Source organism: Bradyrhizobium daqingense (genome assembly GCF_021044685.1).
Classification (GTDB): Bacteria; Pseudomonadota; Alphaproteobacteria; order Rhizobiales; family Xanthobacteraceae; genus Bradyrhizobium; species Bradyrhizobium daqingense.
The window spans coordinates 5,475,481-5,500,064 of sequence record NZ_CP088014.1 but is presented as its reverse complement, the minus strand read 5'-3'; the positions used below and the strand labels follow the sequence as shown (position 1 = coordinate 5,500,064).

Below are 24,584 nucleotides of genomic sequence, written 5' to 3'. Positions count from 1 at the left end.
GCCGGATAGGATCCGGCCACCACTTCAGTTGACGCGAATTCCTGAGATGGACCGCGGCGGGGCGCTTCGATGCCGCGTCGCGGCAAACCGGCAGGCACAAAGGATATTCAACGATGGCAACGATCACTGCTGCGATGGTCAAGGACCTGCGCGAGTCGACCGGCGCGGGCATGATGGACTGCAAGGCCGCGCTCACCGAAAACGACGGCAACATGGAAGCGGCGCAGGACTGGCTGCGCAAGAAGGGCCTGTCGAAGGCCGCCAAGAAGTCTGGCCGAGTCGCTGCCGAGGGCCTGATCGGCGCGCTGACCAAGGGCACCAAGGGCGTCGTGGTCGAGGTCAACTCCGAGACCGACTTCGTGGCGCGCAACGGCCAGTTCCAGGGCCTCGTCAAGATGATCGCCCAGGTCGCGTTCGACGTCGGCGCCGATGTCGAGAAGATCAAGGCTGCCAAGGTCGGCGACGTCACGATCGAAACCGCGATTAATGATGCGATTGCCACCATTGGCGAGAACATGACGCTGCGCCGGGCCGCCCAGCTCGAGGTAAGCCAGGGCGTGGTCTCGCACTACGTCCACGGAGCCGTCATCGACGGCGCCGGCAAGATGGGCGTGATCGTGGCGCTGGAATCGCCGGGCAAGGCCGACGAGCTCGCAGCGCTCGGTCGCCAGATCGCAATGCATGTCGCCGCCGCCAACCCGCTGGCGCTCGACCCGTCGGGCCTCGACCCGGCCGTGGTCAAGCGCGAGAAGGACGTGCTCGCCGACAAATACCGCCAGCAGGGCAAGCCCGAGAACGTGATCGAGAAGATCGTCGAGTCCGGCCTCAAGACCTACTACAAGGAAGTCTGCCTGCTCGAGCAGGCCTTCATCCACGACACCGGCAAGTCGGTGGCGCAGGCGGTGAAGGAAGCCGAAGGCAAGGTCGGCGGCCCCGTGAAGATCGCCGGCTTTGTGCGCTATGCTCTCGGCGAGGGAATCGAGAAGCAGGAAAGCGACTTCGCAGCCGAGGTCGCGGCGGCCAGCGGCAAGAAGTAAGCGCCGGAACGTTCCTTCCGGCGCCGCCGGAAGCGGCGCCCGGACAAGGAAGGTGCTCATGACTGATCCGGTCTATCGTCGCGTCGTGATCAAGCTGTCCGGCGAATATCTCGCGGGACAGCAGGGCTTTGGTATCGACCAGCCGACCGTCGACCGGGTTGCGGACGATCTGATCGCCGCCCGCAAGCTCGGCACCGAGGTTGCGGTCGTGATCGGTGGCGGCAACATCGTGCGCGGCGTCGAGGTTTCCGCCCGCGGCGTGTCGCGGCCGACCGGTGACACCATGGGCATGCTCGCCACCATGATGAACTGCCTCGCGCTGGAGGCGGCGATCGAGCGCAAGGGCACGCCGGCGCGCACGCTGTCGGCCTTCGTCATGCCGGAGATCTCCGAGCTGTTCACCCGCACCGCGGCGCACAAATACCTCGCCGAGGGCCGGATCGTGCTGCTGGGGGGCGGAACCGGCAATCCGTTCTTCACCACCGACACGACCGCGGTGCTGCGCGCCGCCGAAATCGGCGCCCAGGCGGTGCTGAAGGCGACCAATGTCGACGGCGTCTACTCGGCCGACCCCAAGAAGGACCCGACCGCCACTCGTTTCGACCGCCTGACGCATTCGCAGGCGATCGAGGGCGGCTACAAGGTGATGGATGCGACCGCCTTCGCGCTTGCCCGCGAGACGTCGCTGCCTATCATCGTATTCTCGATCGCGCAGCCGGGGTCGATCGGTGCGATTCTGCGTGGCACCGGCCACGGAACCATTGTCGCCGGCTGATGTCTCGTCGTCGCGCTCCAAAAAAGGGAGGGCGCAGAGAGATCGCCGGGATTTTGAAGGAGAAACGTGATGGCCACGGGTAGTTTCGACCTCAACGAAGTGAAGCGCCGCATGCAAGGCGCCGTCCAGTCGCTCAAGCACGAGCTTGGCGGCCTGCGCACGGGCCGCGCCTCGGCCTCGATGCTCGATCCGGTCCAGGTCGACGCCTATGGCAGCCACATGCCGCTCAACCAGCTTGCCACCGTCAGCGTGCCGGAGCCGCGCCTGATCTCGGTGCAGGTCTGGGACAAGTCGATGGTCAAGGCCGTCGAGAAGGCGATCGTCGATTCCAATCTCGGCCTGTCTCCCGCGACCGAGGGCCAGGTGCTGCGCCTGCGCATTCCCGAGCTCAACGAAGAGCGGCGCAAGGAGCTGGTGAAGGTCGCGCACAAATACGCCGAAGCCGCCAAGGTCGCCGCGCGCCATGTGCGCCGCGACGGTCTCGACGTGCTCAAGAAACTCGAGAAGAATCACGAGATGTCGGAGGACGACCAGAAGCGTCACGCCGACGAGGTGCAGAAGGCGACCGACGGCACCATCGCCGAGATCGACCAGCTGCTGGCTGCCAAGGAAAAAGAAATCCTCACGGTTTAAGGCATCGCCTTCATGTCCAACGCCGCGCCCGCAACGGAAGGACCCGATCGGTCCGAGGCGCCTGCGCATGTCGCCATCATCATGGATGGCAACGGGCGTTGGGCGGCCGCGCGCGGTCTGCCGCGTGCGGAAGGGCATCGCCGCGGCGTGGACGCGCTGCGCCGCGTGGTGCGCGCCTCGCACGAGCTCGGCATCCGCTATCTCACCATCTTCTCGTTCTCTTCCGAGAATTGGTCGCGGCCGGCGAGCGAGATCGGCGATCTGTTCGGCCTGCTCCGGCGCTTCATCCGCAACGATCTGGCGAGCCTGCATCGCGACGGCGTCAAGGTCCGCATCATCGGCGAGCGCGAAGGGCTGGAGAGCGACATCTGCGCGCTGCTCAACGAGGCCGAGGAGCTGACGCGCGACAACACGCGCCTCACGCTCGTCGTCGCCTTCAACTACGGCTCGCGGCAGGAGATCGCGAAAGCGGCCCAGAAGCTGGCGCGCGAGGTCGCGGAGGGCAGGCGCGATCCTGAAACGATCGACGCGGAAACGCTCGGAACCTATCTCGATGCGCCCGACATTCCCGACCCCGATCTCATCATCCGCACCAGCGGCGAGCAGCGCCTGTCCAACTTCCTGATGTGGCAGGCCGCCTATAGCGAGCTGGTCTTCGTGCCGATCCACTGGCCCGATTTCGACAAGGCCGCGCTGGAAAGCGCGATCGCCGAATTTGCCAGGCGCGAGCGCCGTTTCGGCGGCCTGGTCGCGAAAACCGCCTCGTGAGCGAACCCGACGCCGCATCGGCGGGCGGAAAGCCTGCCCCGAGCAATCTGGTGATGCGGGTCCTCGCAGCCCTGGTGCTGGCGCCGCTGACCATTGCGATCGCTTACGCCGGTGGCTGGCTGTGGGCGCTTCTCGTCACCTTGGTATCGATTGGGCTGTTCGCGGAATGGCTGATGGTGGTAGGCGCGGCATCGACCGCGTTGACGGGGGCAGGGACGATCGTCATCGCCATGATGGGAGCCGCCGTCGCCTTCGGCGGGCTGAAAACCTCCGTCATCGTCGGCCTCGTCGGCGGCGCGGTGGTGACGCTGATGGCGCGGGGCAAGTTCGTCTGGGCGGCGACCGGCTTCGCCTATGCCGCGGCGGCGCTGCTGGCTTCGATCCTGGTGCGGAAGGATCTCGTCAACGGCTTCTCCGCGCTGATGTTCGTGCTACTGGTGGTATGGGCGACCGATATCGGCGGCTATTTCGCCGGTCGCAGCATTGGCGGGCCGAAGCTATGGCCGCGCGTGAGCCCGAAGAAGACCTGGGCGGGGGCATTCGGAGGCTTTGCCGCGAGTCTTGCGGTTGCCGCCGGCTTTGCCGCTTGCGGGATCGGAAAGCTCATTCCGCTGCTGCTGATCAGCGCCATCTTGTCGGTCGTGTCGGCATTGGGCGATCTGTTCGAATCCGCGGTGAAGCGGCGCTTCGGTGTCAAGGATTCCAGTCACTTAATTCCCGGCCATGGCGGGCTCATGGATCGCCTGGACGGTTTTGTCGCCGCCATCCTGGTGGCATGGATTATCGGCTTTCTCCGCCATGGTGTGCATAGCGCCGGAAGCGGTCTTATGGTTTGGTGAGGATATGAGCGCGGTCCCATTGCGTAACAACAAACTTGCTGCGACCAGCGTTCGCAGCGTCACGGTCCTCGGCGCCACCGGCTCGATCGGCGACAGCACGATGGATCTGCTGCGCGCCTCGCCCGAGCGCTACCGCGTCGAGGCGCTGACGGCGAACGGCAATGTCGCAGCGCTCGCCAAGCTCGCCAAGGAATTCTCCGCGCGTTTCGTCGCGATTGCCGATAGCTCCAAGCTCGGCGAGCTCAAGGCCGCGCTGGCGGGCACCGGCACCGAATGCGGCGCCGGCGAAAGCGCGGTGATCGAGGCGGGTGCGCGTCCGGCCGACTGGGTGATGGCGGCCGTGAGCGGCGCAGCCGGACTGAAGCCGGCGCTGGCGGCGGTCGATCGCGGTGCGCATGTCGCGCTCGCCAACAAGGAATGCCTGGTCTGCGCCGGCGATTTCTTCATGCAGCGCGCGGCCAAGGCAGGCGCCTGTATCCTGCCGGCCGATTCCGAGCACAATGCGCTGTTCCAGGCGTTGGCCTCCGGCAATCGCGACGAGCTCGTCCGCGTCATCATCACGGCGTCCGGCGGCCCGTTCCGCACCTGGAAACCGGCTGACATCGAGCAGGCGACGCTCGAGCAGGCCCTGAAGCATCCGAACTGGAGCATGGGCCAGAAGATCACGATCGATTCCGCCTCGATGATGAACAAGGGGCTCGAGGTGATCGAGGCGTCCTATCTGTTCGCGCTCTCGCCCGACGAGATCGACGTCCTGGTGCATCCGCAGTCGATCATTCACGGCATGGTCGAGTTTTCCGACCGTTCGGTGATGGCGCAGCTCGGTGCGCCCGACATGCGGACGCCGATCGCGCATTGCCTCGGCTGGCCCGACCGCATCAAGGGGCCGGCGGCCAAGCTCGATCTGGCCAAGATCGGCCAGCTGACCTTCGAGGCGCCCGATTTCGAGCGCTTCCCGGGCCTGCGCCTGGCCTTTGATTCGCTTCGGACCGGGAAGGGGGCGACCACCGTCTATAACGCAGCCAACGAGGTGGCGGTCGCCGCCTTCATCGCCGGCAAGATCCGCTTTGGCGCGATCGCGCGGCTGGTCGAGGCGACGCTGGACGACTGGGTCCGCAGCGGGAACCAGGCCCCGATGACATCGGCCGATGATGCAATATCCGTTGACCATGTTGCGCGAAATAGAGCTGCCGCCCTATTGCCTCAAATTGCCTTAAAGGCATCCTAGATGGCTTGGGGCCAGGGCCTTGCGGCGCTGGATGAGGGACTTCGATGATCGACTTTTTTGTCCATAGTTTCAATACGTTGAGCCATGGGCTCCTGGGTTACGCGGTTCCCTTCCTGTTCGTCCTGACCATCGTCGTGTTCTTCCACGAGCTCGGCCATTTTCTGGTCGCGCGCTGGGCAGGCGTTCGCGTGTTAACCTTTTCGCTCGGTTTCGGCCCGGAGCTGGTCGGCTTCAACGACCGCCATGGCACCCGGTGGAAGATCTCCGCGATTCCACTCGGCGGCTACGTCAAGTTCTTCGGCGACGAGAGCGAGGCCTCGACCCCGTCGGCGCAGACCCTTTCGTCCATGACGGCCGAGGAGCGCGCCGGCAGCTTCCACCACAAGAAGGTCGGTCCCCGTGCCGCCATCGTCGCAGCCGGACCAATCGCCAATTTTATCCTGGGCGCGCTGATCTTCGCCGCCATGGCGCTGTACTACGGCAAGCCGAGCACGATCGCGCGGGTCGACGGCGTCGTTGCGGACGGCGCGGCGGCGGCGGCCGGTTTCAAGGTCGGGGACGTCGTCGTCCAGATCGACGGCAAGCCGATCGAGAGCTTCGCCGACATGCAGCGAATCGTTGCAATGAGCGCAGGTTCAGCGCTTGCGTTCCAGGTGAAGCGCGACAGCGCCATCGTGTCGCTGACGGCGACGCCCGCGCTACTCGAACGCAAGGATCCCTTCGGCAACCGCCACCGTGTCGGCGTGCTCGGGATCGAGCACAAGTCGCAGGCCGGCGAGGCCTCGACCGCGCCGGTTGGGGTTGGCGAAGCGCTGAAGATTGGTGTCGAGCAGGTCTGGTTTATCATCACCAGCACTTTCAAGTTCCTGGGCTCGTTGTTCGTTGGACACGGCAATCCCAACGAGGTCAGCGGCGTCCTGGGAATCGCGAAGATGTCCGGGCAGGCAGCCAGCGCCGGGTTCCAGTTCGTGATCAACCTGTGCGCGGTGCTGTCGGTATCGATCGGCCTGTTGAACCTGTTCCCGATTCCGCTGCTCGATGGCGGCCACCTGATGTTCTACGCGGCCGAAGTGGTTCGCGGCCGGCCTCTGTCCGAGCGGACTCAGGAGATGGGGTTCCGAATCGGGCTCGGTTTGGTGCTGATGTTGATGGTGTTTGCGACCTACAACGACATCTTGCGGATGGCGGCTTCGTGATAGGGGCTTTTTTGTGGCGTTGCTGTTGAGCAACGTCTTGGAATGAAATTGAAATTACGGCGCGCTCGGCCGTTTGCGGCGTCGGGGAAATTGGCTACAAGCGGCCTGAACTTGGGGAATCTTCCAGACCGGCGTTGGGGTTGGGTCTGGTATGGAATGATAAGGGCGCGTTGCGCGATGAAGTTTGGACTGCGACTCCGGGGGGGCTTGCTCGCAACCCTGATCATGTTCGGCGCGCCGGTGGTTGCCCCGGTTGGGGCTGTTTTTGTCTCTTCGTCTGCGCTCGCTCAGACCGTCCAGTCGATTTCCGTCGAAGGAAATCGCCGTGTCGAGGTGGAGACCATCCGCTCCTATTTCAAGCCGGGTCCGGGCGGCCGCCTGGACCAAGCCGCCATCGATGACGGCCTCAAGGCGCTGATCGAGACCGGCCTGTTCCAGGACGTCAGGATCAATCGCGGCGCCGGCGGCCAGATCATCGTCTCCGTGGTGGAAAACCCGGTGATCGGTCGCATTGCCTTCGAGGGCAACAAGAAGATCAAGGACGAGCAGCTCACGTCTGAAGTCCAGTCCAAGGCGCGCGGCACCTTCTCCCGCGCCATGGTGCAGTCCGACACGCTGCGAATCGCCGAAATCTATCGCCGGTCCGGCCGCTATGACGTGCGCGTCACGCCTGAGGTCATCGAGCAGCCGAACAACCGCGTCGACCTGATCTTCACGATCGAGGAAGGCGCCAAGACGGGCGTCAAGTCGATCGAATTCGTCGGCAACAACGCGTTCTCGTCCTATCGCCTGCGCGACGTCATCAAGACCCGCGAATCCAACCTCTTGAGCTTCCTCGCCAGCGGCGACATCTACGACCCCGATCGGGTCGAGGCTGACCGCGACCTGATCCGCCGCTTCTATCTCAAGAACGGCTTTGCCGACGTCCAGGTGGTGGCCGCGCTCACCGAATACGATCCCGAGAAGAAGGGCTTCAACGTCACCTTCAAGATCGAGGAAGGCGCGCAATACCGGGTCGGTTCGGTCGACTTCCGCTCCAGCATTCCGAATTTCGATCCCTCGTCGCTGCGGGCCTATTCGCGCGTCTATGCCGGTTCGCTCTACAACGTCGAATCGGTCGAGAAGTCGGTCGAAGAAATGCAGATCGAGGCGTCGCGCCGCGGTTATGCCTTCGCCGTGGTCCGCCCGGGCGGCGACCGCAATTTCGAGGCGCACACCGTCTCCGTCGTGTTCAACATCGACGAGGGCCCGCGCACCTATATCGAGCGTATCAACCTGCGCGGCAACACCCGCACACGCGACTACGTGATCCGCCGCGAGTTCGACATCTCCGAGGGCGACGCCTACAACCGCGCGCTGGTCGACCGTGCCGAACGGCGCCTGAAGAACCTCGATTACTTCAAGAGTGTGAAGATCACGACCGAGCCCGGCTCGTCGAGCGACCGCGTGATCCTGATCGTCGACATGGAAGAGAAATCGACCGGCGACTTCTCGATCTCGGGCGGCTATTCCACGACCGACGGCGCGCTGGCGGAAGTTTCGGTCTCCGAACGCAATTTGCTCGGCCGCGGCCTGTTCGCCAAGGCGTCGGTGACCTATGGCCAGTACGCGCGCGGCTACTCGCTGTCGTTCGTCGAGCCGTATCTGCTCGACTACCGCGTCGCGCTCGGTCTCGACCTCTATCAGCGCGAGCAGCTGTCCAACAGCTACATCTCGTACGGCACCAAGACGCTCGGCTTCTCGCCGCGCCTCGGCTTCTCCTTGCGGGAAGACCTCGCGCTCCAGCTGCGCTACTCGGTCTACCAGCAGGAAATCTCGCTGCCGAGTTACCTGGCGAACTGTAACAACGTCCTCGGTTCGGCGGCATTCAACCCCAGCCCGGCCTTCTCGGCTGCCACCGGTATTCCTCTGGATCCGTCCACCAACGGCCTTGGCTGTTACAGCGACGGCGAAGCCTCGCTGCCGGTGCGCAGAGAGCTTGCTGGCGGCAAGACCCTGACTTCGGCGCTCGGCTATACGCTGACCTACAACACGCTGGACAACAACAAGAACCCGACCGACGGTCTGCTCGTCGACTTCCGGCAGGATTTCGCCGGCGTCGGCGGCGACGTCTCCTATCTGAAGACCGTGGCGGACGGAAAGTACTACGCGCCGCTGGTGTCTGATATCGTCGGTATCGTTCGTCTCCAGGGCGGCATCTTGACCAAGATCAACGATGATTTGCGGATGCTCGACCACTTCCAGATGGGCCCGAACCTCGTCCGCGGCTTCGCTCCGAACGGCATCGGTCCGCGCGACCTGAATCCCTTCGGCACGCAGGATGCGCTCGGCGGCACCAAGTACTGGGGCGCTTCGCTCGAATTGCAGATGCCGTTCTGGTTCCTGCCGAAGGAAGTGGGTCTGAAGGGCGCGGTCTATGCCGATGCCGGCGGCCTCTACGACTATAAGGGACCCACGAGCTGGATCGCGACCAATGAGGTCAATGTGCCAGGCTGTATCCCGTCGACGATCAACCCGCCGAGCGCTGGAACGTGCACGGGCCTGGTGTATGACGACAGCAAGGTGATCCGCTCGTCGGTCGGTGTCGGTCTGATCTGGCAGTCGCCGTTCGGTCCGCTGCGCTTCGACTACGCGGTGCCGCTCAGCAAGGGCAAGTACGACCGCACGCAGGAGTTCCGGTTCGGCGGCGGCACGACGTTCTAATTCGATCAGCACGGCACGATCCGGATCACTGGAGCCGGTTTCCGAAAGGGATCGTGCCAATCCTGCAGATGAGGCATGATGCGGCCTGAGCGCTTCATGCCGAAGCCGGACCGCGACGGGGTGGAATGGCGCAGCCGACCTTCTTCACACAACCGCCGGCGTCAGCGCTGGCCGACATTGCCGCGCTGACCAAGGCGCAGCTGGTCGATCCTGCGCGGGGGCAGCACGTCATCAAGGGCCTTGCTTCGCTCGACGAAGCCGGCCCGATGCATCTGACGTTCTTCGACAATCTGAAATATGCCGACCAGCTCAGGGCGACCAGGGCCGGGGCCTGCCTCGTGAGCCCGCGCTTCGAGGCTGAGGTGCCCGCGCACGTGGCCGTGCTGCGCGTGGCACAGCCTTTCCGTGCCTTCGTCAGGATCGCACGGGAATGGCACGCAGACGCGCTCAGGCCGCAATCTTGGGTCGGCAATGCCGGCATCGCGCCGTCCGCCATCATCGATCCCTCGGCTCGGCTCGAGGACGACGTGATCGTCGATCCCCTGGCGGTGATCGGCCCGGACGCCGAGATCGGCAGCGGCACCGTGATCGGCGTCGGCGCGGTGATCGGCCCCGGGGTCAAGATCGGCCGGGACTGCAATGTCGGCGCCCGCACCGCCATCCAATGCGCCCTGATCGGCAACAATGTGCTGATCCATCCGGGCTGCTCGATCGGCCAAGACGGCTACGGCTTCATCTTCTTCGGCCCCGAGGGGCATCTGAAGGTGCCGCAGACCGGGCGGGTGCTGATCCAGAACGACGTCGAGGTCGGCGCCAACACAACGATCGACCGCGGGTCCTTGCGCGACACGGTGATCGGCGAGGGGACCAAAATCGACAATCAGGTCCAGATCGGCCACAATGTGACGATCGGACGGCACTGCCTGCTGGCGGCCCAGATCGGCCTCGCGGGCAGCTTGACCATCGGCGACAACGTGGCGCTGGGAGCGAAGGTTGGCATCAACAACCACCTCAAGATCGGCGACGGAGCTCAGGTGACCGCCATGAGCGCCGTCAAGGATGACATCCCGCCGGGTGGACGCTGGGGCGGGCATTTCGCCAAGCCGACCAAACAATGGTTCAAGGAGATCATCGCGGTGGAGCGTCTGGTACGCGACAGCAAGGCCGATGCGAAGGACGAGGGACGGGAATGACGGCGGAATCACCTGTTAAGTTCGAGCTAGTGGATATCAACGCCATCCTCCAGACCCTGCCGCATCGCTTTCCGATGCTCTTGATCGACCGCGTGATCAACATCCGCGCCGACTACAGCGGCATCGGCATCAAGAACGTGACGTTCAACGAGCCGGCATTCCAGGGGCACTTCCCCGAGCGTCCGGTCTATCCCGGCGTGATGATGATCGAGGCGATGGCGCAGACCGCGGGCGTGATCGGCATCAAGTCGGTCGAGGGCACCGAGAAGCCACGCGCGGTCTATTTCCTCACCATCGACAAGTGCAAGTTCCGCAAGCCGGTGCTGCCCGGCGATACCATCGAATATCACATGCGCTCACTCGGCCGCCGCAAGGCCATGTGGTGGTTTCACGGCGATGCCAAGGTCAACGGCCAGGTCGTCGCGGAAGCCGACGTCGGCGCCATGCTGACGGACTGAGCGGCCTTAACTTCTCTGCACCGGTTCGCCCATCCGGCACGCGTAGCGGCCCGTGGCGGCCTCGCGCTTGATGTTCTGGTTGAAGAACCGCCCCATGGAGCGCGCGCCCAGGAGATGTTCGACCGTCTCGGCCGTCACGCCGCAATAGCGAACATAGATGCCGTTGCTGGCGACAATCAGGTCCTGTTGCGCGCCATCGTAACAGACGCGCTGAAGCACCGTGCTGCGGGTGATGTCCCGGCATTCGAAAGTCCCGAGATCGACCAGACGGTGTTCGCCGGTCTCCACCGTCTCGGGCACGATCGGCGTAGCCGCCAGCTGTGCAAGCAGAAGAACCAGGGCCCTGACCACGATGGCTGAAGCTCCGCATGAACGCGTTGAGGGGCCGGGACGGCCGCCTCATCCGGCACTTGAAACACGGCGAGATGATACGTCACTGGACAGATCGGGCATAGTCGCGCTAACCAGCCGAAAACCGAGCGACTTCAATACATAACCAGACCTTCTTGACGAGTAAGATTGGCTTGATGAGCAAGATTGATCCCATCGCACGGGTCGCGGACGGCGCCGTGATCGGCGAGGGTACCGAGATCGGACCCTATTGCATCATCGGCCCCAACGTGGTGATCGGCGAGAATTGCAGGCTGATCGGACATGTCACCGTCATCGGCCATACCTCGCTCGGCGATGGCTGCGTGATCTCGCCGTTCGTCGTGCTCGGCGGCGCCCCGCAGGATCTCAGCTACAAAGGTGAGCCGACCCGGCTCGAGATCGGCTCCGGCTGCACCATCCGGGAAGGTGCGACGATGAACGTCGGCACGATCAAGGGCGGCGGGCTGACGCGCGTCGGCAATGGCGGCTATTTCATGAACAACAGCCATGTCGGTCATGACTGTATGGTTGGCGACAACGTGATCTTCGCGACCTCGGCAACGCTCGGCGGTCACTGCGAGATCGGCGACGCCGTCTACATCGGTGGCCTGTCCGCGGTGCACCAGTTCACACGCATCGGTCCCTATGTCATGGTCGGCGGCGTATGCGGCGTGCGCGACGACGTCATCCCCTACGGGTTGGTCAACGGCCAATATGCCGTGCTGGAGAGCCTCAATCTGATCGGCATGAAGCGGCGCAAATTCACCAAGCAGCGCCTCGCGACCGTGCGCGCGTTCTACCAAAAGCTCTTCCTTGGCCCCGGCACCTTCGCCGAGCGGCTGGAGGCGGCGCGACCGCTCGCGAGCGAGGACCCTGCGATCGCCGAAATCCTCGACTTCATCGGCAAGGGCAAGCGCCCGCTCTGTCTTCCAGCCATCGCGAGGTGATCCCGGATGGCCGCGGGCATGACATCGGCGGCTTCGGAGGTTTCGTCACCGGTCGGCATCGTCGCCGGCGGCGGCGCCATGCCGTTTGCGGTCGCCGAGTCGCTGGTCGCGCGCGGCATTACGCCCGTGCTGTTTCCGCTGCGCGGCGCCTGCGATCCTGCGCGAGTGGAGCCATTCCGTCACCGCTGGATCTCGGTCGGCCAGCTCGGCCGCGCGATGCGGCTGTTCCGCGAGGAGGGCTGCCGCGACCTCATCTTCATCGGCACGCTGGTGCGACCCTCGCTGTCCGAGATCCGCTTCGACATCAAGACGCTGCGCCTGCTCGGCAATGTCATCCGCGCCTTTCGCGGCGGCGACGATCATCTGCTCTCCGGCGTCGGCCGGCTTCTCGAGCAGGACGGCTTTCGCATGGTCGGCATCAAGGATGTCGCGCCTGATCTGTTGATGCCTGAGGGATGTATCAGCCGTGCCTGGCCGAACGACAATGCCAAGGCCGACATCGAGCGCGGGCGTGCGGTTCTAACCGCGCTGGGCCCGTTCGACATCGGCCAGGCCGCCGTGGTGATCGACGGCCATGTGGTGGCGGTCGAGGATATTGAGGGCACCGACGCGTTGCTCACGCGCGTGGCGCGGCTGCGCGAGGAGGGCCGCATTCGCGCCGCGACGGGACGCGGCGTGCTGGTGAAGGCGCCGAAGAGCGGTCAGGACCTGCGCTTCGACCTGCCGACGATCGGCCCGCGCACCATCGAGCGCGTCGCGGCCGCGGGGCTTGCCGGCATCGCCGTCATCGCCGGCAACACCATTGCGGCCGAGCCGCAGGCGATGATCGCGCTTGCCGACGCCAAATATCTCTTCGTCATCGGCCTGCCGGCGTGATGCAGTCGCGCGATCCCAAGCGGAAGATCTTCCTGATCGCCACCGAGGAATCCGGTGACAGGCTAGGCAGCGCCTTGATGAAGGTGCTGCGCCAGCGCCTCGGCGACGGCGTGCAGTTCGTCGGCGTCGGCGGCCGCACCATGGCACGCGAAGGGCTGGAGACGCTGTTTCCGATCGAGGAGCTTTCCATCGTCGGCTTCGCCGCGGTGGTGCAGCAATTGCCGAAGATCCTGCGGCTGATCCGCGAGACGGCCGACGCTGTGACCGAGGCCGCGCCCGATGCACTCGTCATCATCGACAGCCCCGATTTCACCCATCGCGTCGCCCGCCGCGTGCGTGCGCGCAGTCCGGCAATTCCGATCGTCGATTACGTCTCGCCGCAGCTCTGGGCATGGCGGCCGGGACGCGCGCGGACCATGCTGGGCTATGTCGATCACGTGCTCGGCCTCCTGCCGTTCGAGCCGGAGGAATACCGCAAGCTCGGCGGCCCGCCCTGCAGCTATGTCGGCCACCCCCTGATCGAGCAATTGGGCTCGCTGCGGCCGAACACGGAGGAGCAGGCGCGGCGCAACAGTGAGCCGCCGGTTCTTCTGGTGCTACCCGGCAGCCGTCGCAGCGAGATCCGGCATCACCTCGCCGTGTTCGGCGCGGCGCTCGGCCGCTTGCAAGCGGAGGGACGCGCGTTCGACCTGATGCTGCCGACCATGCCGCATCTCGAAGCCACCATTCGCGAGGGCATCGCGAATTGGCCGGTCAAGCCGCAGATCGTGATCGGCGAGAGCGAGAGGCGCGCCGCCTTCCGCACGGCCCACGCGGCGCTGGCAAAATCCGGCACGGTGACGCTCGAGCTCGCACTGTCGGGCATTCCGATGGTGACGGCCTATCGCGTCGGCGCGATCGAGGCCTTCATCCTGCGCCGCGCGATCCGCGTCTCCTCGGTGATCCTCGCCAATCTCGTCATCGGCAAGGACGTCATTCCGGAATATCTGCAGGAGGACTGCACGCCCGAGAAGCTGGCGCCCGCGCTCGCCGAGCTGCTGACGGATTCGCCGCTGCGCCGGCAGCAGGTCGAGGCCTTCGCCCGGCTCGATCAGATCATGTCGACCGGCAACAAATCGCCGAGCGTTCTCGCTGCGGACATCGTGCTGGCGACGATGCGCAAGGGCAGGCGAACGAGCTAAAGAAGTTCAGCCCACGAAACTGGTTTGTACGGTTTGCTGGTCCAGTTTATCCGTTTTTGACAGTGGCGCGGTCCGATGCGGATTGTCGCGGATCTCGATCATCTTGATCAGTCTGGCATTCTCCAGATATTGAGGCTGAAAGCCGATCCCGCCCGTGCCCGCGAGCGCGAAGCAGTCCTCGAACTTCGTCACGCCATAGTCGGGCAAGCGATAAAGGTCGGTCGCATGCAAAACGGTGGGCCGCTCCGTGACCCACTCCGCCGTACGGCCTCGCGCCGGAAATTCGATGGGAAATCCGATCGGGTAGGGATTCGGAATCGTCGGCGCAAGGAGATCGACCGAAAGCGACTTTCCGCCTTGCATTTCATTCTTGATGAAAAAACGGACGTGGTCTTGAGATAAAACGGTGAGAACACATCTGACGCGGTCTTCCGGTCGGACCGGAAAGTTGCGGAGTATCCACGGGCCAGTGTCGCGGTCACCGCGAAACCACCATTGAACCCATGCTTCCGCGGACGGCGGGCCAACGCTGCCGTCAGCGGCAACCACGATCTTTTGCGTCGTCCCGATCTGCGGTAGCGAAATATCGAAGCGCCGATGACCATCGATCCCGATCCAGGTCGAACAGCGATAATCGCCCGGCGCGGCTGAGGGGGCCATTGCCTTGGGGACTTGCCAGGCCCCCCACACCTGTGTGAACTGGGCGCCCTCCGTCGCCGCAATACATGCGCCCGACCAGTTGAAGCTGGTTTCGTGTCGGCCGGGATAGCCCGCGCCCAAACGGCCGCGGTTGACACGAAAGTCGGGAGCGGAGCCCGGATAGATCATAGGCAGAACTTCGAGAGGCTTGGAAAGAAGCTTCGCCCATAGCGCCTCTGCCGTGCGTCCCGCGCCCGGGGGCGGCTTGGGCGGAAGCCGATAGAATTCGAGCTCCCGCGCATCGGCATTCAGCGCGTCGAAGTCCTTGGGCGGCGGTGGCGGTGGCAACAATATCTGCCGACCCAGACTCGCGATCAATTCGTCCCGCGTAGGAAGCTTGCTCAGTTCGAGACCACTCGCGTGCGCGCTCATGGCCACTCCCCCTTGGCAGCTGTGACCAAGTCATCGAAACTTGGCACGGACGTTTTGTTGTCCAAAATATTGAAGAGATCACTGGCCAATCGAACGCCGGCGTCAGTGTCATTCTGGTAGTGGAGACCGGCGATCTGGCGGTTTCGCGCGATCCGACCTGCGAGAACGGTGAGATCGTTCGCCATCGGCTGCACCGATGCAGGTAGCACCGACTTCAGGCAGAGCGCGACCAAATGCGCCTGAGTCGCGTGTCCGCTGGGATAGGACGCGTGGCCTGGAACCTGAATCGGCGGCAACAGCGCGGGGCAGATTTGCGGCGGTCGTGGTCGCTTGTAGTAGGCTTTCCAATGCATCGCGACCTGGAGTGCGATCAGGCTTGCCGTCGTCATCACGCGACAGGTGTTTGGATGTGAGTTTGGCGTGACGTTGAGAAGCGCCATGAAGTAGCTCAGAAACTCGTCGTTCTGCGCAAAAATCTCGCCGAGCGCGTCCGCCCGCTCGTCTTTGGCCATTGTCACGAGCGCGTCGATCTCAGCTCCGGTGTTCGCATAGTTTGGTGGGGCAACCGTGATCGTGCTCCATCCGTCGTAAATGGCGAATTCGGCCAGCAGCCGCCAGGCGTACCAGTCCGGAGTCCAGCTCCGGTCCGGGAACTCGGTGACGGTGGTGCGGTTGGTGCTGACGCCGGTTTCCGTAATGAACGGCAGGTCCACGCGATCCGGAAAGATCCATCCGCCGCCGCCCGAGCCTGCATTGGCGACGTTTCCTGCATTCCCAGCATTACCTGCGTTTCCCGCATTCCCGGCGTTGCCTGCCATCGCAGCCTCCTAATGATTTGCCGCCTATCTCTTGCTAAAAACTCACTCTGGAAATCCTGCCGCCTTGAGTCGCTGTCGAAGATTGTCGCGGGTGGTCGCGTTGAGCGGCGTGCGGTCCGCCCAGGCCTGCAAATGGAAATTCGGATCAACCAGCATATGGCGTTGCGCGATCTGGCGCGCGTCTACAAACTTTCCGATGGCCACCAGGCTGGCTGCGAGGATGCGGAAGTTTGAGGTGAAGCGCTCATTATGCTTCGCCGCTCGCCAACCCCAGGCGGCCGCTTCATCGAAATTGCCGTTGATGTAGTGGGCCTGGGAAAGCAGGTGTTCGTGCCAGAACACGTGTGAATCCAGCGGCGACAAGCGCAAGCCATGTTCGGCGCGCAAGACCGCGGTTGGGCCCTCGCCGAGATAGCCGCAGGTCGCGCTGCTCATGGTCCAGGCCATGGCCGAATTGGGGCCGACCGTGATCGCCCGGTCCAGCAGGCGGGTCGCTGTCTCGAAATCCTTGAACATGAACGAATGCACGTGACCGTCGATTGCCAGAGCGAGCGCATCGTTGCCATCGCGCTCGATCGCCTTGGAGGCGTTGCGCGACGCCTCGATGCTATCGGCAGCGGCATCGGTGGACCAACCCTGGCCAACCCTGAACATGTACCAGTATGCGAGGTATGAATAGGCAGGCGCATAGTTGGGATCATGCGTGACAGCCTGCTGCAGCAATCCGCGCGCCCGTGAGAACGAGTCGTAGTCCATATGGTACAGGTAACTCAGCGCCTGGAGAACCAGATCGTAGGCCGTCAAGTTTTGCGGATGCTTGCGCAGAGCCCGTGCACGCTCCCACTCGCGAACATGTGGCGCGATCGTCGTGACCACTCGCGTCGAGATTTGCTCCTGCAGTGCAAACAGCTCGCTGAGCTCGCCTTCGTAGCGATCGGAATAGATGATGTTGCCCGACTCGGTGTCGTTGAGCTCGGTATTGATACGCAGCCGCCCGCCCGAACGGCGAACGCTGCCATAGAGCACATAGCGCACGCCCAGTTCGCGACCGATGGCGCGGACATCGATGATCTCGCTGCCGTAACCCAGAGTCGACCCCCGCGATATCACGAACAGCTCCTTCAGCGCGGAGAGCGCGTGAATGATTTCGTCGACAATCCCCTCGGCAAAATAGGCATCATCCTGACTGGCAAGATTGCGGAATGGCAGAACGACGATGGATGGTCGCCCCTGCGCTCTGACTGGACTATCTGCCACTGGCTTCGGTGACCGCTCGATGCGCAGCCCAAACGCTTTGACGGGGCGCGACAGATTCCGCAGATGCAGCTCGCCGAAGTCGACGACGGAGACGCCGGCCGGTTCACTGATCTGATCCGCGACGGCACCTGAGACGACGATGCCGCCGGGCTCGGAGTAGGTCTGCAGCCGAGCGGCGATGTTCACGCCATCGCCATAAATATCCTCTCGTTCAAAGATCGCATCGGCAACGTTGATCCCCATCCGAAGACTGATGAAGCGATGTTCCGGTTCTTCCGCCGACATCGCATTGGCGCCGTACTGAATTGCAAGCGCGCATTGAGAGGCGTCATTTGCACTGTCAAACACTGCAAGAAAACCATCTCCGGTGTTCTTGATCACCTGTCCCCTGTACTTCGCAATCGTCGGGTCGATAATCGTTGCCCGCAGCAAGAGGACCCGCTTGTGGGTATCTTCCTCGTTCGCTTCCATCAATCGGCTGTAACCCACGATGTCGGCGGCGAGCACGGCAACCAGCTTGCGCTGACCAGGGGCAACCTCTCGCAAGGCGTGTGGCCCTACAATCGGGTCGGGTCTTGGGCTGGCATCGGGTTCACGGGGGGAGGCCATAGTTGCGTATCCGTGGTCACTCTGATGCGTGGGTCCGTGCTGCTGTTGGGCAATATCGCCTTAGCTAAGCCTGTTTTTCCGGGTTTCACAAGCCGCGGTTGTCTCGCGCAACCAGATCAAACCTCGTTTTCGCAACTAGTCCGTGAGCGGCGGTCAGGGGCAGGTTCCTCATTCATCGGCGAAAAACGGCGCCGCCTATGGCGCGTGCGGCCAAGACAAATACGGTCCGGATCGCTGCCAACGGGATATTCAGTCCGTATTCCTGCTTGCGAGATCGTAGCTGACGGTCATCGCCTCAATCAAATGTGACACGTATTCTTCGGTTTTGCGGACGCCTTCTCAGCGCCGTTGTCAAAGATGATCCGATGGCAAAGCGAGCCCTAATCGATCTGATGGGCAGTCGCCCTACGCAAGTCCGCCATCGACGCGGAAGCACTGACTGGTGATGCGCTGGCTTTCGTCGGAGGCTAGGAACAGTGCCATGCTGGCGATGTCCTCGGGCGTCACCGCACCGGGAACGGCCTGCCGCGCGCGAATTTCGGCGATGACCTGTTCGTCCGGATACCACAGCCGGCGCTGGCGCTCGGTGATCACCATGCCCGGTGCGATCGCGTTGACGCGAATGCGGTCGCCTCCGACCAGCCGGGCCAGTGAATTGGTGAAGCCGACGATCGCTGCTTTCGCCGCGGCATAGGTCGGCAGCGCCGGTGCGCCGCGCATCCAGGCGACCGACGACATGTTGATGATCGAGCCGCCGCCACGCGCCTGCATCTGCGGCACCACCGCTTGCGCCGCGAAGAAGACGTGCTTGAGATTGACGCCGATCGTCCAATCGAACTCGGCCGGCGTCACCTCGGAGAGAACCTGGCGCTGATCGTTGGCGGCGTTGTTGACGAGAACGGCGGCATCGCCGAGCGAGCGCTGGATCTGTGTCATTGCTGTGCGCAAGGCGTCGATATCCAGGAGATCGCAGGGCACGAACAGCGGTGCGACCCCGCCCGCGGCCGCGATATCCCGCACCAGCGTTTCGCCCGCCTTGGTGTCGATGTCGAGGAAGGCGACGCGGGCCCCCTGGGCCGCGAAGGCCCGCACGAACGCGGCGCCGATGCCGCTGGCGCCGCCGGTGATCAACACTACGCGGCCCGCGAGGCCTGAATAGGTCGTCTTGGTCATGCGATCAGTCGCTCCGTCTCGGGGTCGAACAAGCAGATGCGGCGCGTGTCGAGCGCGAAGGCGGCGGACGCGCCGGGCGAGGGGCGGATATCGGGTGACACGCGCGCCATCGCCGGCGCGCCTCCGAGCCGCAGCGATACCATCGTCTCGGCGCCGGTCGGCTCGATCATGTCCACCGGCGCGTCGACGAGAACAGGCGCATCGCCGGAAAACACGCGGCTGCCTTCGGCGATGCATTCCGGCCTGATGCCGAACACCACGTCGCGCCCGACAAAGGGCGCTGCCGCGTCATATCCGCTCAGGCGCAGACGAAGCTCGTCCGGCCGGCCCGCGCCGATCACGACCACCAGCCCGTCGTTCTCGGTCTCGAGCCGCGCCGGCATCGTGTTCATCGGGGGCGAGCCCATGAAGCGTGCGACGAACAGATTGGCGGGATAGCGGTACACGGTATCGGGATCGGCGAATTGCTGCACGCTGCCCTGATGCATCACCGCGATCCGCGTCGCCATCGTCATCGCCTCGATCTGGTCATGGGTGACATAGACGATGGTGGCGCCGATGCGCTGGTGCAGCCGCTTGATCTCCATCCGCATCTCGACGCGCAGCTTGGCGTCGAGATTGGACAGCGGCTCGTCGAACAGGAAGAGCAGGGGATCGCGCACCAGCGCGCGCCCCATCGCCACGCGCTGGCGCTGGCCGCCGGACAATTGCGATGGCTTTCGGCCGAGCAGCGGTTCGATCTGGAGCAGCTTGGCCACGTTGGCGACCGCCTTCTCCTGCTCGGCCTTCGGCACATGACGGCATTCCATGCCGAAGGTGATGTTCTGGCGCACCGTCATCGAGGGATAGAGCGCGTAGGACTGGAACACCATGGCGATGTCGCGATCTTTCGGCGCGACATCGTTGACGACGCGCCCGCCGATCTCGATCGTTCCGGCGCTCGGGCGGTCGAGCCCGGCGACGATGTTGAGCAGGGTGGACTTGCCGCAGCCGGACGGGCCGACCAGCACGGTGAACTCGCCGCTCTCGATGTCGAGCGCGATGTCCTTCAGCACCTCGAGATTGGCGTAGCGCTTGGACAGGGCGCGAATGCTCAGTGCTGCCATGACAACTCCATCATTTCACGGCCCCGGCAGTCAGGCCGCGGACGAAATATTTTCCGCCAAGGAGATAGATCAGCAGGGTGGGCAGCGCGGCGATGATCACCGCCGCGCTCTGCACGCCGTGCTGCGGGATATCTGCGACTGCGGCGGATAGCGCGATGAGCGCAGCCGTGACGGGTTGCTGCTGTCCCGTCGTGAACGTCACGCCATAGAGGAACTCGTTCCAGATATGGGTGAACTGCCAGATCACCGTGACGATCAGGATCGGACCCGAGAGCGGCACGATGATGCGCCAGAAGATGCGGAAGAAACCGGCGCCGTCGATGCGGGCGGCTCTGATCAGTTCGTGGGGAATGGCGACGTAGTAGTTCCGGCAGAACAACGTGGTGAAGGAGAGCCCCTGGATGGTGTGGATCAGAACGAGTCCCGTCAGCGTGTTGATCAGACCGACGTCGCGCAGCACGATGGTCCAGGGCAGCAGGCGCATCTGCTGGGGCAGGAAAAGGCCGAGGGTCACGATGCCGTAGATCCAGTTGTCGCCGCGGAAGCGCCAGAGCGACACGGCATAGCCGGCGATTGCACCGAGCAGGGTCGAGAAGATCGTTGCGGGAATGGTGACGAGCGCGGAGTTCAGCATGTATGGCCGGATGCCGGCGCAGGTCTCGGCGACGCAGAAGCCGCTCCAGGCGACAGCGTAATTGCTCCAGGCCCATTGCTGCGGCCAGCCGATCATCGAGGCCTGCGCGATCTCCTCGTTGCTGCGGAGCGAGTTAAGCACCACGACGACGAGCGGCGCGAGCCATGCCGCCGCGATCAGCGAGACGATCAGATAGATCAAGATTCGGCTTGGTGCGAAGCTGCGGTCACGCATGGGCGGCTCGCCGTCGCTGGATGTATCGCCACGCCGCATAGGGCAGCAGCACCGCGAGAAGGATGAGCAACATAAGCACGGCGGCCGCCGCGCCGCGGCCAAGCAGGCTGCGCTGGAACATCAGGTCATAGACGACGAGCGCCGGTAGCTGAGTGGCGATTCCCGGCCCCCCGTTGGTGAGCGCGCGGACGAGATCGAACGTCGAAATCGCGAATTGCAGCTGGATCACGGCGACGGTGATGGTGATGGGCCACAGCGACGGCAGGATGATGCGCCGGTAAATCCGGACCGGTCCGGCGCCGTCGATCTGCGCGGCCTTGATGATGTCGGCGTCGACGGAGCGAAGGCCGGCAAGGAAGAGCGCCATGGCGAAGCCGGAGGATTGCCAGATTGCGGCGATGACGATGGTCCAGATCGCCATGTCGCGGTCGATCAGCCAGTCGAACCTAAACGAGGTCCAGCCGAGGTCGTGGACCAGCTTCTGGATGCCAAGGCCCGGATTGAGCAACCAGCTCCAGACCGTGCCGGTGACCACGAAGGACACCGCCAGGGGATAGAGGAAGATCGATCGCAGCACATTCTCGCCGCGAATGCGCTGATCGAGCAGAATCGCCAGGATCAGGCCGGTCGCCGCGCTCAGCACGACGAAAGCGCCGCCGAACAGCAGCAGATTGTCGAAAGCAATCTGCCAGTTCCGCGATGCCAAGACCGCCGAATAGTTGCGCAAGCCTACCCAGCCCGTCACGGGGATCAGGGTGGACGGCGTGAACGATATCCAGATCGTCCACAGCGAGAACGAGATGAGGTGCGCGGCGGACAGCAGCAGCGGCACCCAGATCATCAGATATTCCGGCAGCCGGCGAATCCATTCAGGAAGCGCCGGCCGGCCCGGTCTCATGGCGGCAACATCGCTCAACGCGCGCCCTCGACGGCCTCGGCAAGACGCGTTGCGGCCTGCTCGGGTTTGATCGACTTGTTCTTCACGTACTCCGTGATCACGTCGATCATCGCTGCTGTCATGCCATTTTCCTGCGCCATGTTGTGGGCCATGCTGAGGACAGCCTGGTTGCTGGCGATGGCGTCCTTCAGGGCCTTCGCAGTCGTTCGTTGCCCCTCGGACCAGCCTTCGCCGGACAGATCGACGTCGGTGCGCACGGGGATTGATCCCGTGATCTGCGAATACATGGTCTGAATCGCCGGATCCATGACGAGCTGGGCCATCAGCGTCTGGCCGGCTTGCAGGTCCGCCTCCTTGCGCTGCCAGAAGATGAAGGCGTCGGCATTCAGCAGGAAGACCGGCTTGCTGTTGTCGCTCGGGCCCGGCGCGATGACGAAGTCCTCGAACTTGAAGCCGGCATTGCGCAGCACGCCCTGGGCCCAGCCGCCCATGATCATCATGCCCATGTCGCCGTCGATGAAGCGCTTCAGGTTGGTCGAAAAGTGTTGCGCGCCGACGTTGGGGTCCATCCAATCGGCGATCTTGCGCACCTGCGCGAACGCGGCCTTGATCTCGGGGCCCTTCAACGCTTTCTCGTCGAGATTCATGATGGCGGCGCGGTAGGCGGCGGGACTGATGCCGCCGAGAGCGGCCTCGAATTTCTGCCCGTCGTCCGGACGAGTGCCGCCGTTGGCGACGGGGTGGTTGACGCCACCCGATTTCATCTTCTCGGCGAGGTCATTGAATTCCGCCCAGGTGACGGGGACCTTGTCGGCCTTGGCCTTGTCCAATGCGCGCTTGGATAGGAACAGCATGTTGGTGCTGTAGATCTGCAGCGGCAATGCGATCCATTTGCCTGCCGGCTTGTGCAGTTTTGCAAGATCGGGAGCGACGACCTTTTCGTAGCCGGCGGCAGCGACGACGGCGTCGAGATCGACGGTCGGGGCGATCTTCGACCATGCTGCAATCTCGGGGCCCTTGAGCTGCGAGCAGGCCGGCGGATCGCCGGCCATGATCTGCGCGCGCAGCTTGTTCATCATCTCGGTGGTGAATCCGGGGACGGGCGAGTGCTGCCAGACACCGCCCTTCTCCTCGAACTTCTTGCCGAGCGCCGTGATGGCCGCCCCGTCGCTGCCTGCGGACCATTGCGAGATCGCGGTCAGGCGCGGCTTGGCCGCGCCTTGCGCACGGGCAAAGGCCGGCAGCGCGAGCGTGGCAACGGATCCAGCGAGCAGACGGCGCCTTGTTGTCGTAATCGGCATGGCAGTTCCTCCCGGTGTGAAGTTCTTGCGTGTTCTTGACGCGGCGCGTCGATGCCGCACGGCTCAGGACATGTCAGGCGGCCTCCGTCGAGCTTGTGGCCATGCCGCCGCGGCTGGCGAGGCAAAACGCGGCGAAGGCAAGGGCAGCCTGCGGATCGTTCCCGGTCGAGGGCGGCACGAAGGCGACGGAGACTTGCGCCAATGTCCGGCCCCCCAGGAGACAGGCGTCGATCCCCTCGATCACGGCGTTGCGATCGTCGTCGGCGAGAAGCGATGGCCAGCCGCTGATGGCGACGCCACCGCATGGCTTCACGTTCAGCGTGTTGCCGATCGCAAGGCCGAGCCGGAACAGCCGCCGCCGCAGCTCCTGGCGCACCCGCGCAGACAGTGGGACCGCGTGCACCCATTCGCTGCCAAGCTGGAGCAATTCGGCTTCGGAGATGTCGAGAAGCTCGGCCAAGGCGGGGAGCGAGGTGTAGGCTTCGACGCAGCCATGATGACCGCAGCGGCAGCGCGGTCCCCCCGGTCCAAAGACCATGTGGCCTAGTTCGACCGGCTGGAGGGCATCGGCCTCGGTCGGATCATCCATCCAGGCGCCGGCGACGCCATGGCTGACGAACACGAACAGATGCGTGCCAGTGAACGGATAGTCCTGCGTGCGGCAGCGGTGAAAGGTGGCGTGGGCCACGACCGAGTTGGTGAATTCCAGCGGCACGCCGGCAAACATTTCGCCGATCATGCCGCTGATGCGGGCGACGTCGCAGGGAATGATCGGATTGCCTGCCGCCGTCAACCGGCCAAGGCCCGGAATGGAGACGCCGATCTGTGCGAGCGTGATGCGGCGCCGGCGTGTCCAGTCGCGCAGCAACGTCATGGACTCGCGGAACACGCGGCCGACGGTCTCGACGGACGGCGTCTTCGGCAACGGCAAACGTTCGGTGTAGTTCAGCTCGCCCGCGAGACCGCCGACGCCGATGCTGAGCCATTGCGCAGTGAGCTCGACGGCCGCGAGCGCCACCGTGCTATCGAGCGACACGAGGCCCGTCGGGCCACCGACGTAAGGGGCAGGGCGCCGCACTTCCTCGATCAAGCCTTCAGCCTTCAGGTCGAACAGGATGCGCGACAGGCTCGCCTCGGACAGGCGCACCGCCTTTGCCAGTGGTGGCCGGAACGAGCCGCCGGACTGGAGCAAATGAGTCAAAATGGCAGCGCGCGTCTGCCGCCGACTTCTCGGCTGCTCCGGCATTTCCATCCCTGTCGTCATTCTTACTTAGAGT

General features: G+C 64.2%; 23 protein-coding genes. 13 read left to right on the top strand and 10 right to left on the bottom strand.

From position 1 onward, the window contains the following. Positions 1 to 113: 113 nt before the first annotated feature. The 10 genes from tsf to fabZ all read left to right on the top strand — a co-directional run bounded on the left by tsf (position 114) and on the right by fabZ (position 10,830). Entirely contained in the window at positions 114 to 1,037 is a 924-nt protein-coding gene (gene tsf, locus LPJ38_RS26030; protein ID WP_145641189.1) for a translation elongation factor Ts, read from the top strand. Positions 1,038 to 1,095: 58 nt separating this feature from the next. Continuing rightward, a complete protein-coding gene (pyrH, locus tag LPJ38_RS26025) occupies positions 1,096 to 1,812 on the top strand; it encodes a UMP kinase (RefSeq protein ID WP_145641187.1) in 717 nt (238 codons plus the stop codon). A gap of 69 nt (positions 1,813 to 1,881) precedes the next feature. Then, a complete protein-coding gene (gene frr / locus LPJ38_RS26020; protein WP_008547512.1) occupies positions 1,882 to 2,445 on the top strand; it encodes a ribosome recycling factor in 564 nt (187 codons plus the stop codon). Between the two features lie 12 nt (positions 2,446 to 2,457). Then, entirely contained in the window at positions 2,458 to 3,213 is a 756-nt protein-coding gene (locus LPJ38_RS26015) for an isoprenyl transferase (protein ID WP_060736188.1), read from the top strand. Further along, positions 3,210 to 4,052 carry a phosphatidate cytidylyltransferase gene (locus tag LPJ38_RS26010; protein ID WP_145641185.1) on the top strand — a complete coding sequence of 281 codons (843 nt, stop codon included), beginning with the start codon at positions 3,210 to 3,212 and terminating at the stop codon, positions 4,050 to 4,052. The genes LPJ38_RS26015 and LPJ38_RS26010 overlap by 4 nt, the downstream gene beginning before the upstream one ends. A gap of 4 nt (positions 4,053 to 4,056) precedes the next feature. Continuing rightward, entirely contained in the window at positions 4,057 to 5,280 is a 1,224-nt protein-coding gene (gene dxr / locus LPJ38_RS26005; protein ID WP_145641183.1) for a 1-deoxy-D-xylulose-5-phosphate reductoisomerase, read from the top strand. 44 nt (positions 5,281 to 5,324) lie between these two features. Further along, positions 5,325 to 6,476 carry an RIP metalloprotease RseP gene (rseP, locus tag LPJ38_RS26000; RefSeq protein WP_145641181.1) on the top strand — a complete coding sequence of 384 codons (1,152 nt, stop codon included), beginning with the start codon at positions 5,325 to 5,327 and terminating at the stop codon, positions 6,474 to 6,476. A gap of 177 nt (positions 6,477 to 6,653) precedes the next feature. After that, the gene (gene bamA, locus LPJ38_RS25995) at positions 6,654 to 9,179 is read left to right on the top strand and encodes an outer membrane protein assembly factor BamA (RefSeq protein WP_231088405.1); all 2,526 of its coding nucleotides are present in this window, start codon (positions 6,654 to 6,656) and stop codon (positions 9,177 to 9,179) included. 125 nt (positions 9,180 to 9,304) lie between these two features. Further along, complete coding sequence (gene lpxD, locus LPJ38_RS25990) at positions 9,305 to 10,372, top strand: UDP-3-O-(3-hydroxymyristoyl)glucosamine N-acyltransferase (protein ID WP_145639641.1); 1,068 nt, start codon at positions 9,305 to 9,307, stop codon at positions 10,370 to 10,372. Continuing rightward, a complete protein-coding gene (gene fabZ / locus LPJ38_RS25985) occupies positions 10,369 to 10,830 on the top strand; it encodes a 3-hydroxyacyl-ACP dehydratase FabZ (RefSeq protein WP_024341283.1) in 462 nt (153 codons plus the stop codon). The genes lpxD and fabZ overlap by 4 nt, the downstream gene beginning before the upstream one ends. 6 nt (positions 10,831 to 10,836) lie before the next feature. On the opposite strand, the gene LPJ38_RS25980 is transcribed toward fabZ, so the two are convergent. Continuing rightward, complete coding sequence (locus LPJ38_RS25980) at positions 10,837 to 11,181, bottom strand: KTSC domain-containing protein (RefSeq protein ID WP_145639639.1); 345 nt, start codon at positions 11,179 to 11,181, stop codon at positions 10,837 to 10,839. Between the two features lie 176 nt (positions 11,182 to 11,357). Here LPJ38_RS25980 and lpxA point away from each other — a divergent pair, with 176 nt between their 5' ends. Genes lpxA through lpxB form a run of 3 tightly spaced genes read left to right on the top strand, consistent with a single transcriptional unit; the run spans position 11,358 to position 14,206 of the window. Then, complete coding sequence (gene lpxA, locus LPJ38_RS25975; protein WP_145639635.1) at positions 11,358 to 12,149, top strand: acyl-ACP--UDP-N-acetylglucosamine O-acyltransferase; 792 nt, start codon at positions 11,358 to 11,360, stop codon at positions 12,147 to 12,149. Between the two features lie 18 nt (positions 12,150 to 12,167). Continuing rightward, positions 12,168 to 13,025 carry an LpxI family protein gene (locus tag LPJ38_RS25970; protein WP_158644788.1) on the top strand — a complete coding sequence of 286 codons (858 nt, stop codon included), beginning with the start codon at positions 12,168 to 12,170 and terminating at the stop codon, positions 13,023 to 13,025. Next, positions 13,022 to 14,206, top strand: a complete 1,185-nt coding sequence (gene lpxB / locus LPJ38_RS25965) for a lipid-A-disaccharide synthase (protein WP_145639629.1) — start codon at positions 13,022 to 13,024, stop codon at positions 14,204 to 14,206. The genes LPJ38_RS25970 and lpxB overlap by 4 nt, the downstream gene beginning before the upstream one ends. 6 nt (positions 14,207 to 14,212) lie before the next feature. Here the strand turns inward: lpxB and LPJ38_RS25960 are convergent, their stop codons facing one another. The 9 genes from LPJ38_RS25960 to LPJ38_RS25920 form a co-directional block, all read right to left on the bottom strand. Beyond that, on the bottom strand, positions 14,213 to 15,277 hold the full coding sequence (locus LPJ38_RS25960) for a G1 family glutamic endopeptidase (protein ID WP_145639626.1): 1,065 nt from the start codon (positions 15,275 to 15,277) through the stop codon (positions 14,213 to 14,215). Further along, positions 15,274 to 16,095, bottom strand: coding sequence for a phosphatase PAP2 family protein (locus LPJ38_RS25955; protein WP_145639623.1), 822 nt, complete (start codon positions 16,093 to 16,095; stop codon positions 15,274 to 15,276). Before LPJ38_RS25955 ends, LPJ38_RS25960 begins: the two co-directional genes overlap by 4 nt. A 42-nt stretch (positions 16,096 to 16,137) precedes the next feature. Next, entirely contained in the window at positions 16,138 to 17,898 is a 1,761-nt protein-coding gene (locus LPJ38_RS25950) for an adenylate/guanylate cyclase domain-containing protein (RefSeq protein WP_158644787.1), read from the bottom strand. Positions 17,899 to 18,366: 468 nt separating this feature from the next. Then, on the bottom strand, positions 18,367 to 19,134 hold the full coding sequence (locus LPJ38_RS25945; RefSeq protein ID WP_145639617.1) for an SDR family NAD(P)-dependent oxidoreductase: 768 nt from the start codon (positions 19,132 to 19,134) through the stop codon (positions 18,367 to 18,369). Further along, positions 19,131 to 20,240 (bottom strand): ABC transporter ATP-binding protein, encoded by a 1,110-nt coding sequence (locus tag LPJ38_RS25940; RefSeq protein WP_145639615.1) that lies wholly within the window; start codon positions 20,238 to 20,240, stop codon positions 19,131 to 19,133. Before LPJ38_RS25940 ends, LPJ38_RS25945 begins: the two co-directional genes overlap by 4 nt. Before the next feature lie 10 nt (positions 20,241 to 20,250). Beyond that, positions 20,251 to 21,108 carry a carbohydrate ABC transporter permease gene (locus LPJ38_RS25935; protein WP_167520662.1) on the bottom strand — a complete coding sequence of 286 codons (858 nt, stop codon included), beginning with the start codon at positions 21,106 to 21,108 and terminating at the stop codon, positions 20,251 to 20,253. After that, positions 21,101 to 22,006, bottom strand: a complete 906-nt coding sequence (locus tag LPJ38_RS25930; protein WP_145639655.1) for a carbohydrate ABC transporter permease — start codon at positions 22,004 to 22,006, stop codon at positions 21,101 to 21,103. Before LPJ38_RS25930 ends, LPJ38_RS25935 begins: the two co-directional genes overlap by 8 nt. A gap of 14 nt (positions 22,007 to 22,020) precedes the next feature. Continuing rightward, complete coding sequence (locus LPJ38_RS25925) at positions 22,021 to 23,307, bottom strand: ABC transporter substrate-binding protein (protein ID WP_145639609.1); 1,287 nt, start codon at positions 23,305 to 23,307, stop codon at positions 22,021 to 22,023. Positions 23,308 to 23,380: 73 nt separating this feature from the next. After that, positions 23,381 to 24,559, bottom strand: a complete 1,179-nt coding sequence (locus tag LPJ38_RS25920) for an ROK family transcriptional regulator (RefSeq protein ID WP_208750599.1) — start codon at positions 24,557 to 24,559, stop codon at positions 23,381 to 23,383. Between the last annotated feature and the right edge of the window lie 25 nt (positions 24,560 to 24,584).

What these genes read in the sequence shown, in the direction of transcription:
- frr (WP_008547512.1), top strand. Translation starts at nt 1,882, where the DNA reads ATGGCCACGGGTAGTTTCGACCTCAACGAAGTGAAGCGCCGCATGCAA.
- LPJ38_RS25940 (WP_145639615.1), bottom strand. Translation starts at nt 20,240, where the DNA reads ATGGCAGCACTGAGCATTCGCGCCCTGTCCAAGCGCTACGCCAATCTC.
- LPJ38_RS25935 (WP_167520662.1), bottom strand. Translation starts at nt 21,108, where the DNA reads ATGCGTGACCGCAGCTTCGCACCAAGCCGAATCTTGATCTATCTGATC.
- tsf (WP_145641189.1), top strand. Translation starts at nt 114, where the DNA reads ATGGCAACGATCACTGCTGCGATGGTCAAGGACCTGCGCGAGTCGACC.
- bamA (WP_231088405.1), top strand. Translation starts at nt 6,654, where the DNA reads ATGAAGTTTGGACTGCGACTCCGGGGGGGCTTGCTCGCAACCCTGATC.
- LPJ38_RS25920 (WP_208750599.1), bottom strand. Translation starts at nt 24,559, where the DNA reads ATGGAAATGCCGGAGCAGCCGAGAAGTCGGCGGCAGACGCGCGCTGCC.
- LPJ38_RS25955 (WP_145639623.1), bottom strand. Translation starts at nt 16,095, where the DNA reads ATGGCAGGCAACGCCGGGAATGCGGGAAACGCAGGTAATGCTGGGAAT.
- LPJ38_RS25960 (WP_145639626.1), bottom strand. Translation starts at nt 15,277, where the DNA reads ATGAGCGCGCACGCGAGTGGTCTCGAACTGAGCAAGCTTCCTACGCGG.
- rseP (WP_145641181.1), top strand. Translation starts at nt 5,325, where the DNA reads ATGATCGACTTTTTTGTCCATAGTTTCAATACGTTGAGCCATGGGCTC.
- fabZ (WP_024341283.1), top strand. Translation starts at nt 10,369, where the DNA reads ATGACGGCGGAATCACCTGTTAAGTTCGAGCTAGTGGATATCAACGCC.
- LPJ38_RS26015 (WP_060736188.1), top strand. Translation starts at nt 2,458, where the DNA reads ATGTCCAACGCCGCGCCCGCAACGGAAGGACCCGATCGGTCCGAGGCG.
- lpxD (WP_145639641.1), top strand. Translation starts at nt 9,305, where the DNA reads ATGGCGCAGCCGACCTTCTTCACACAACCGCCGGCGTCAGCGCTGGCC.
- lpxA (WP_145639635.1), top strand. Translation starts at nt 11,358, where the DNA reads ATGAGCAAGATTGATCCCATCGCACGGGTCGCGGACGGCGCCGTGATC.
- pyrH (WP_145641187.1), top strand. Translation starts at nt 1,096, where the DNA reads ATGACTGATCCGGTCTATCGTCGCGTCGTGATCAAGCTGTCCGGCGAA.
- LPJ38_RS25930 (WP_145639655.1), bottom strand. Translation starts at nt 22,006, where the DNA reads ATGAGACCGGGCCGGCCGGCGCTTCCTGAATGGATTCGCCGGCTGCCG.
- dxr (WP_145641183.1), top strand. Translation starts at nt 4,057, where the DNA reads ATGAGCGCGGTCCCATTGCGTAACAACAAACTTGCTGCGACCAGCGTT.
- LPJ38_RS25945 (WP_145639617.1), bottom strand. Translation starts at nt 19,134, where the DNA reads ATGACCAAGACGACCTATTCAGGCCTCGCGGGCCGCGTAGTGTTGATC.
- LPJ38_RS25925 (WP_145639609.1), bottom strand. Translation starts at nt 23,307, where the DNA reads ATGCCGATTACGACAACAAGGCGCCGTCTGCTCGCTGGATCCGTTGCC.
- LPJ38_RS25970 (WP_158644788.1), top strand. Translation starts at nt 12,168, where the DNA reads ATGACATCGGCGGCTTCGGAGGTTTCGTCACCGGTCGGCATCGTCGCC.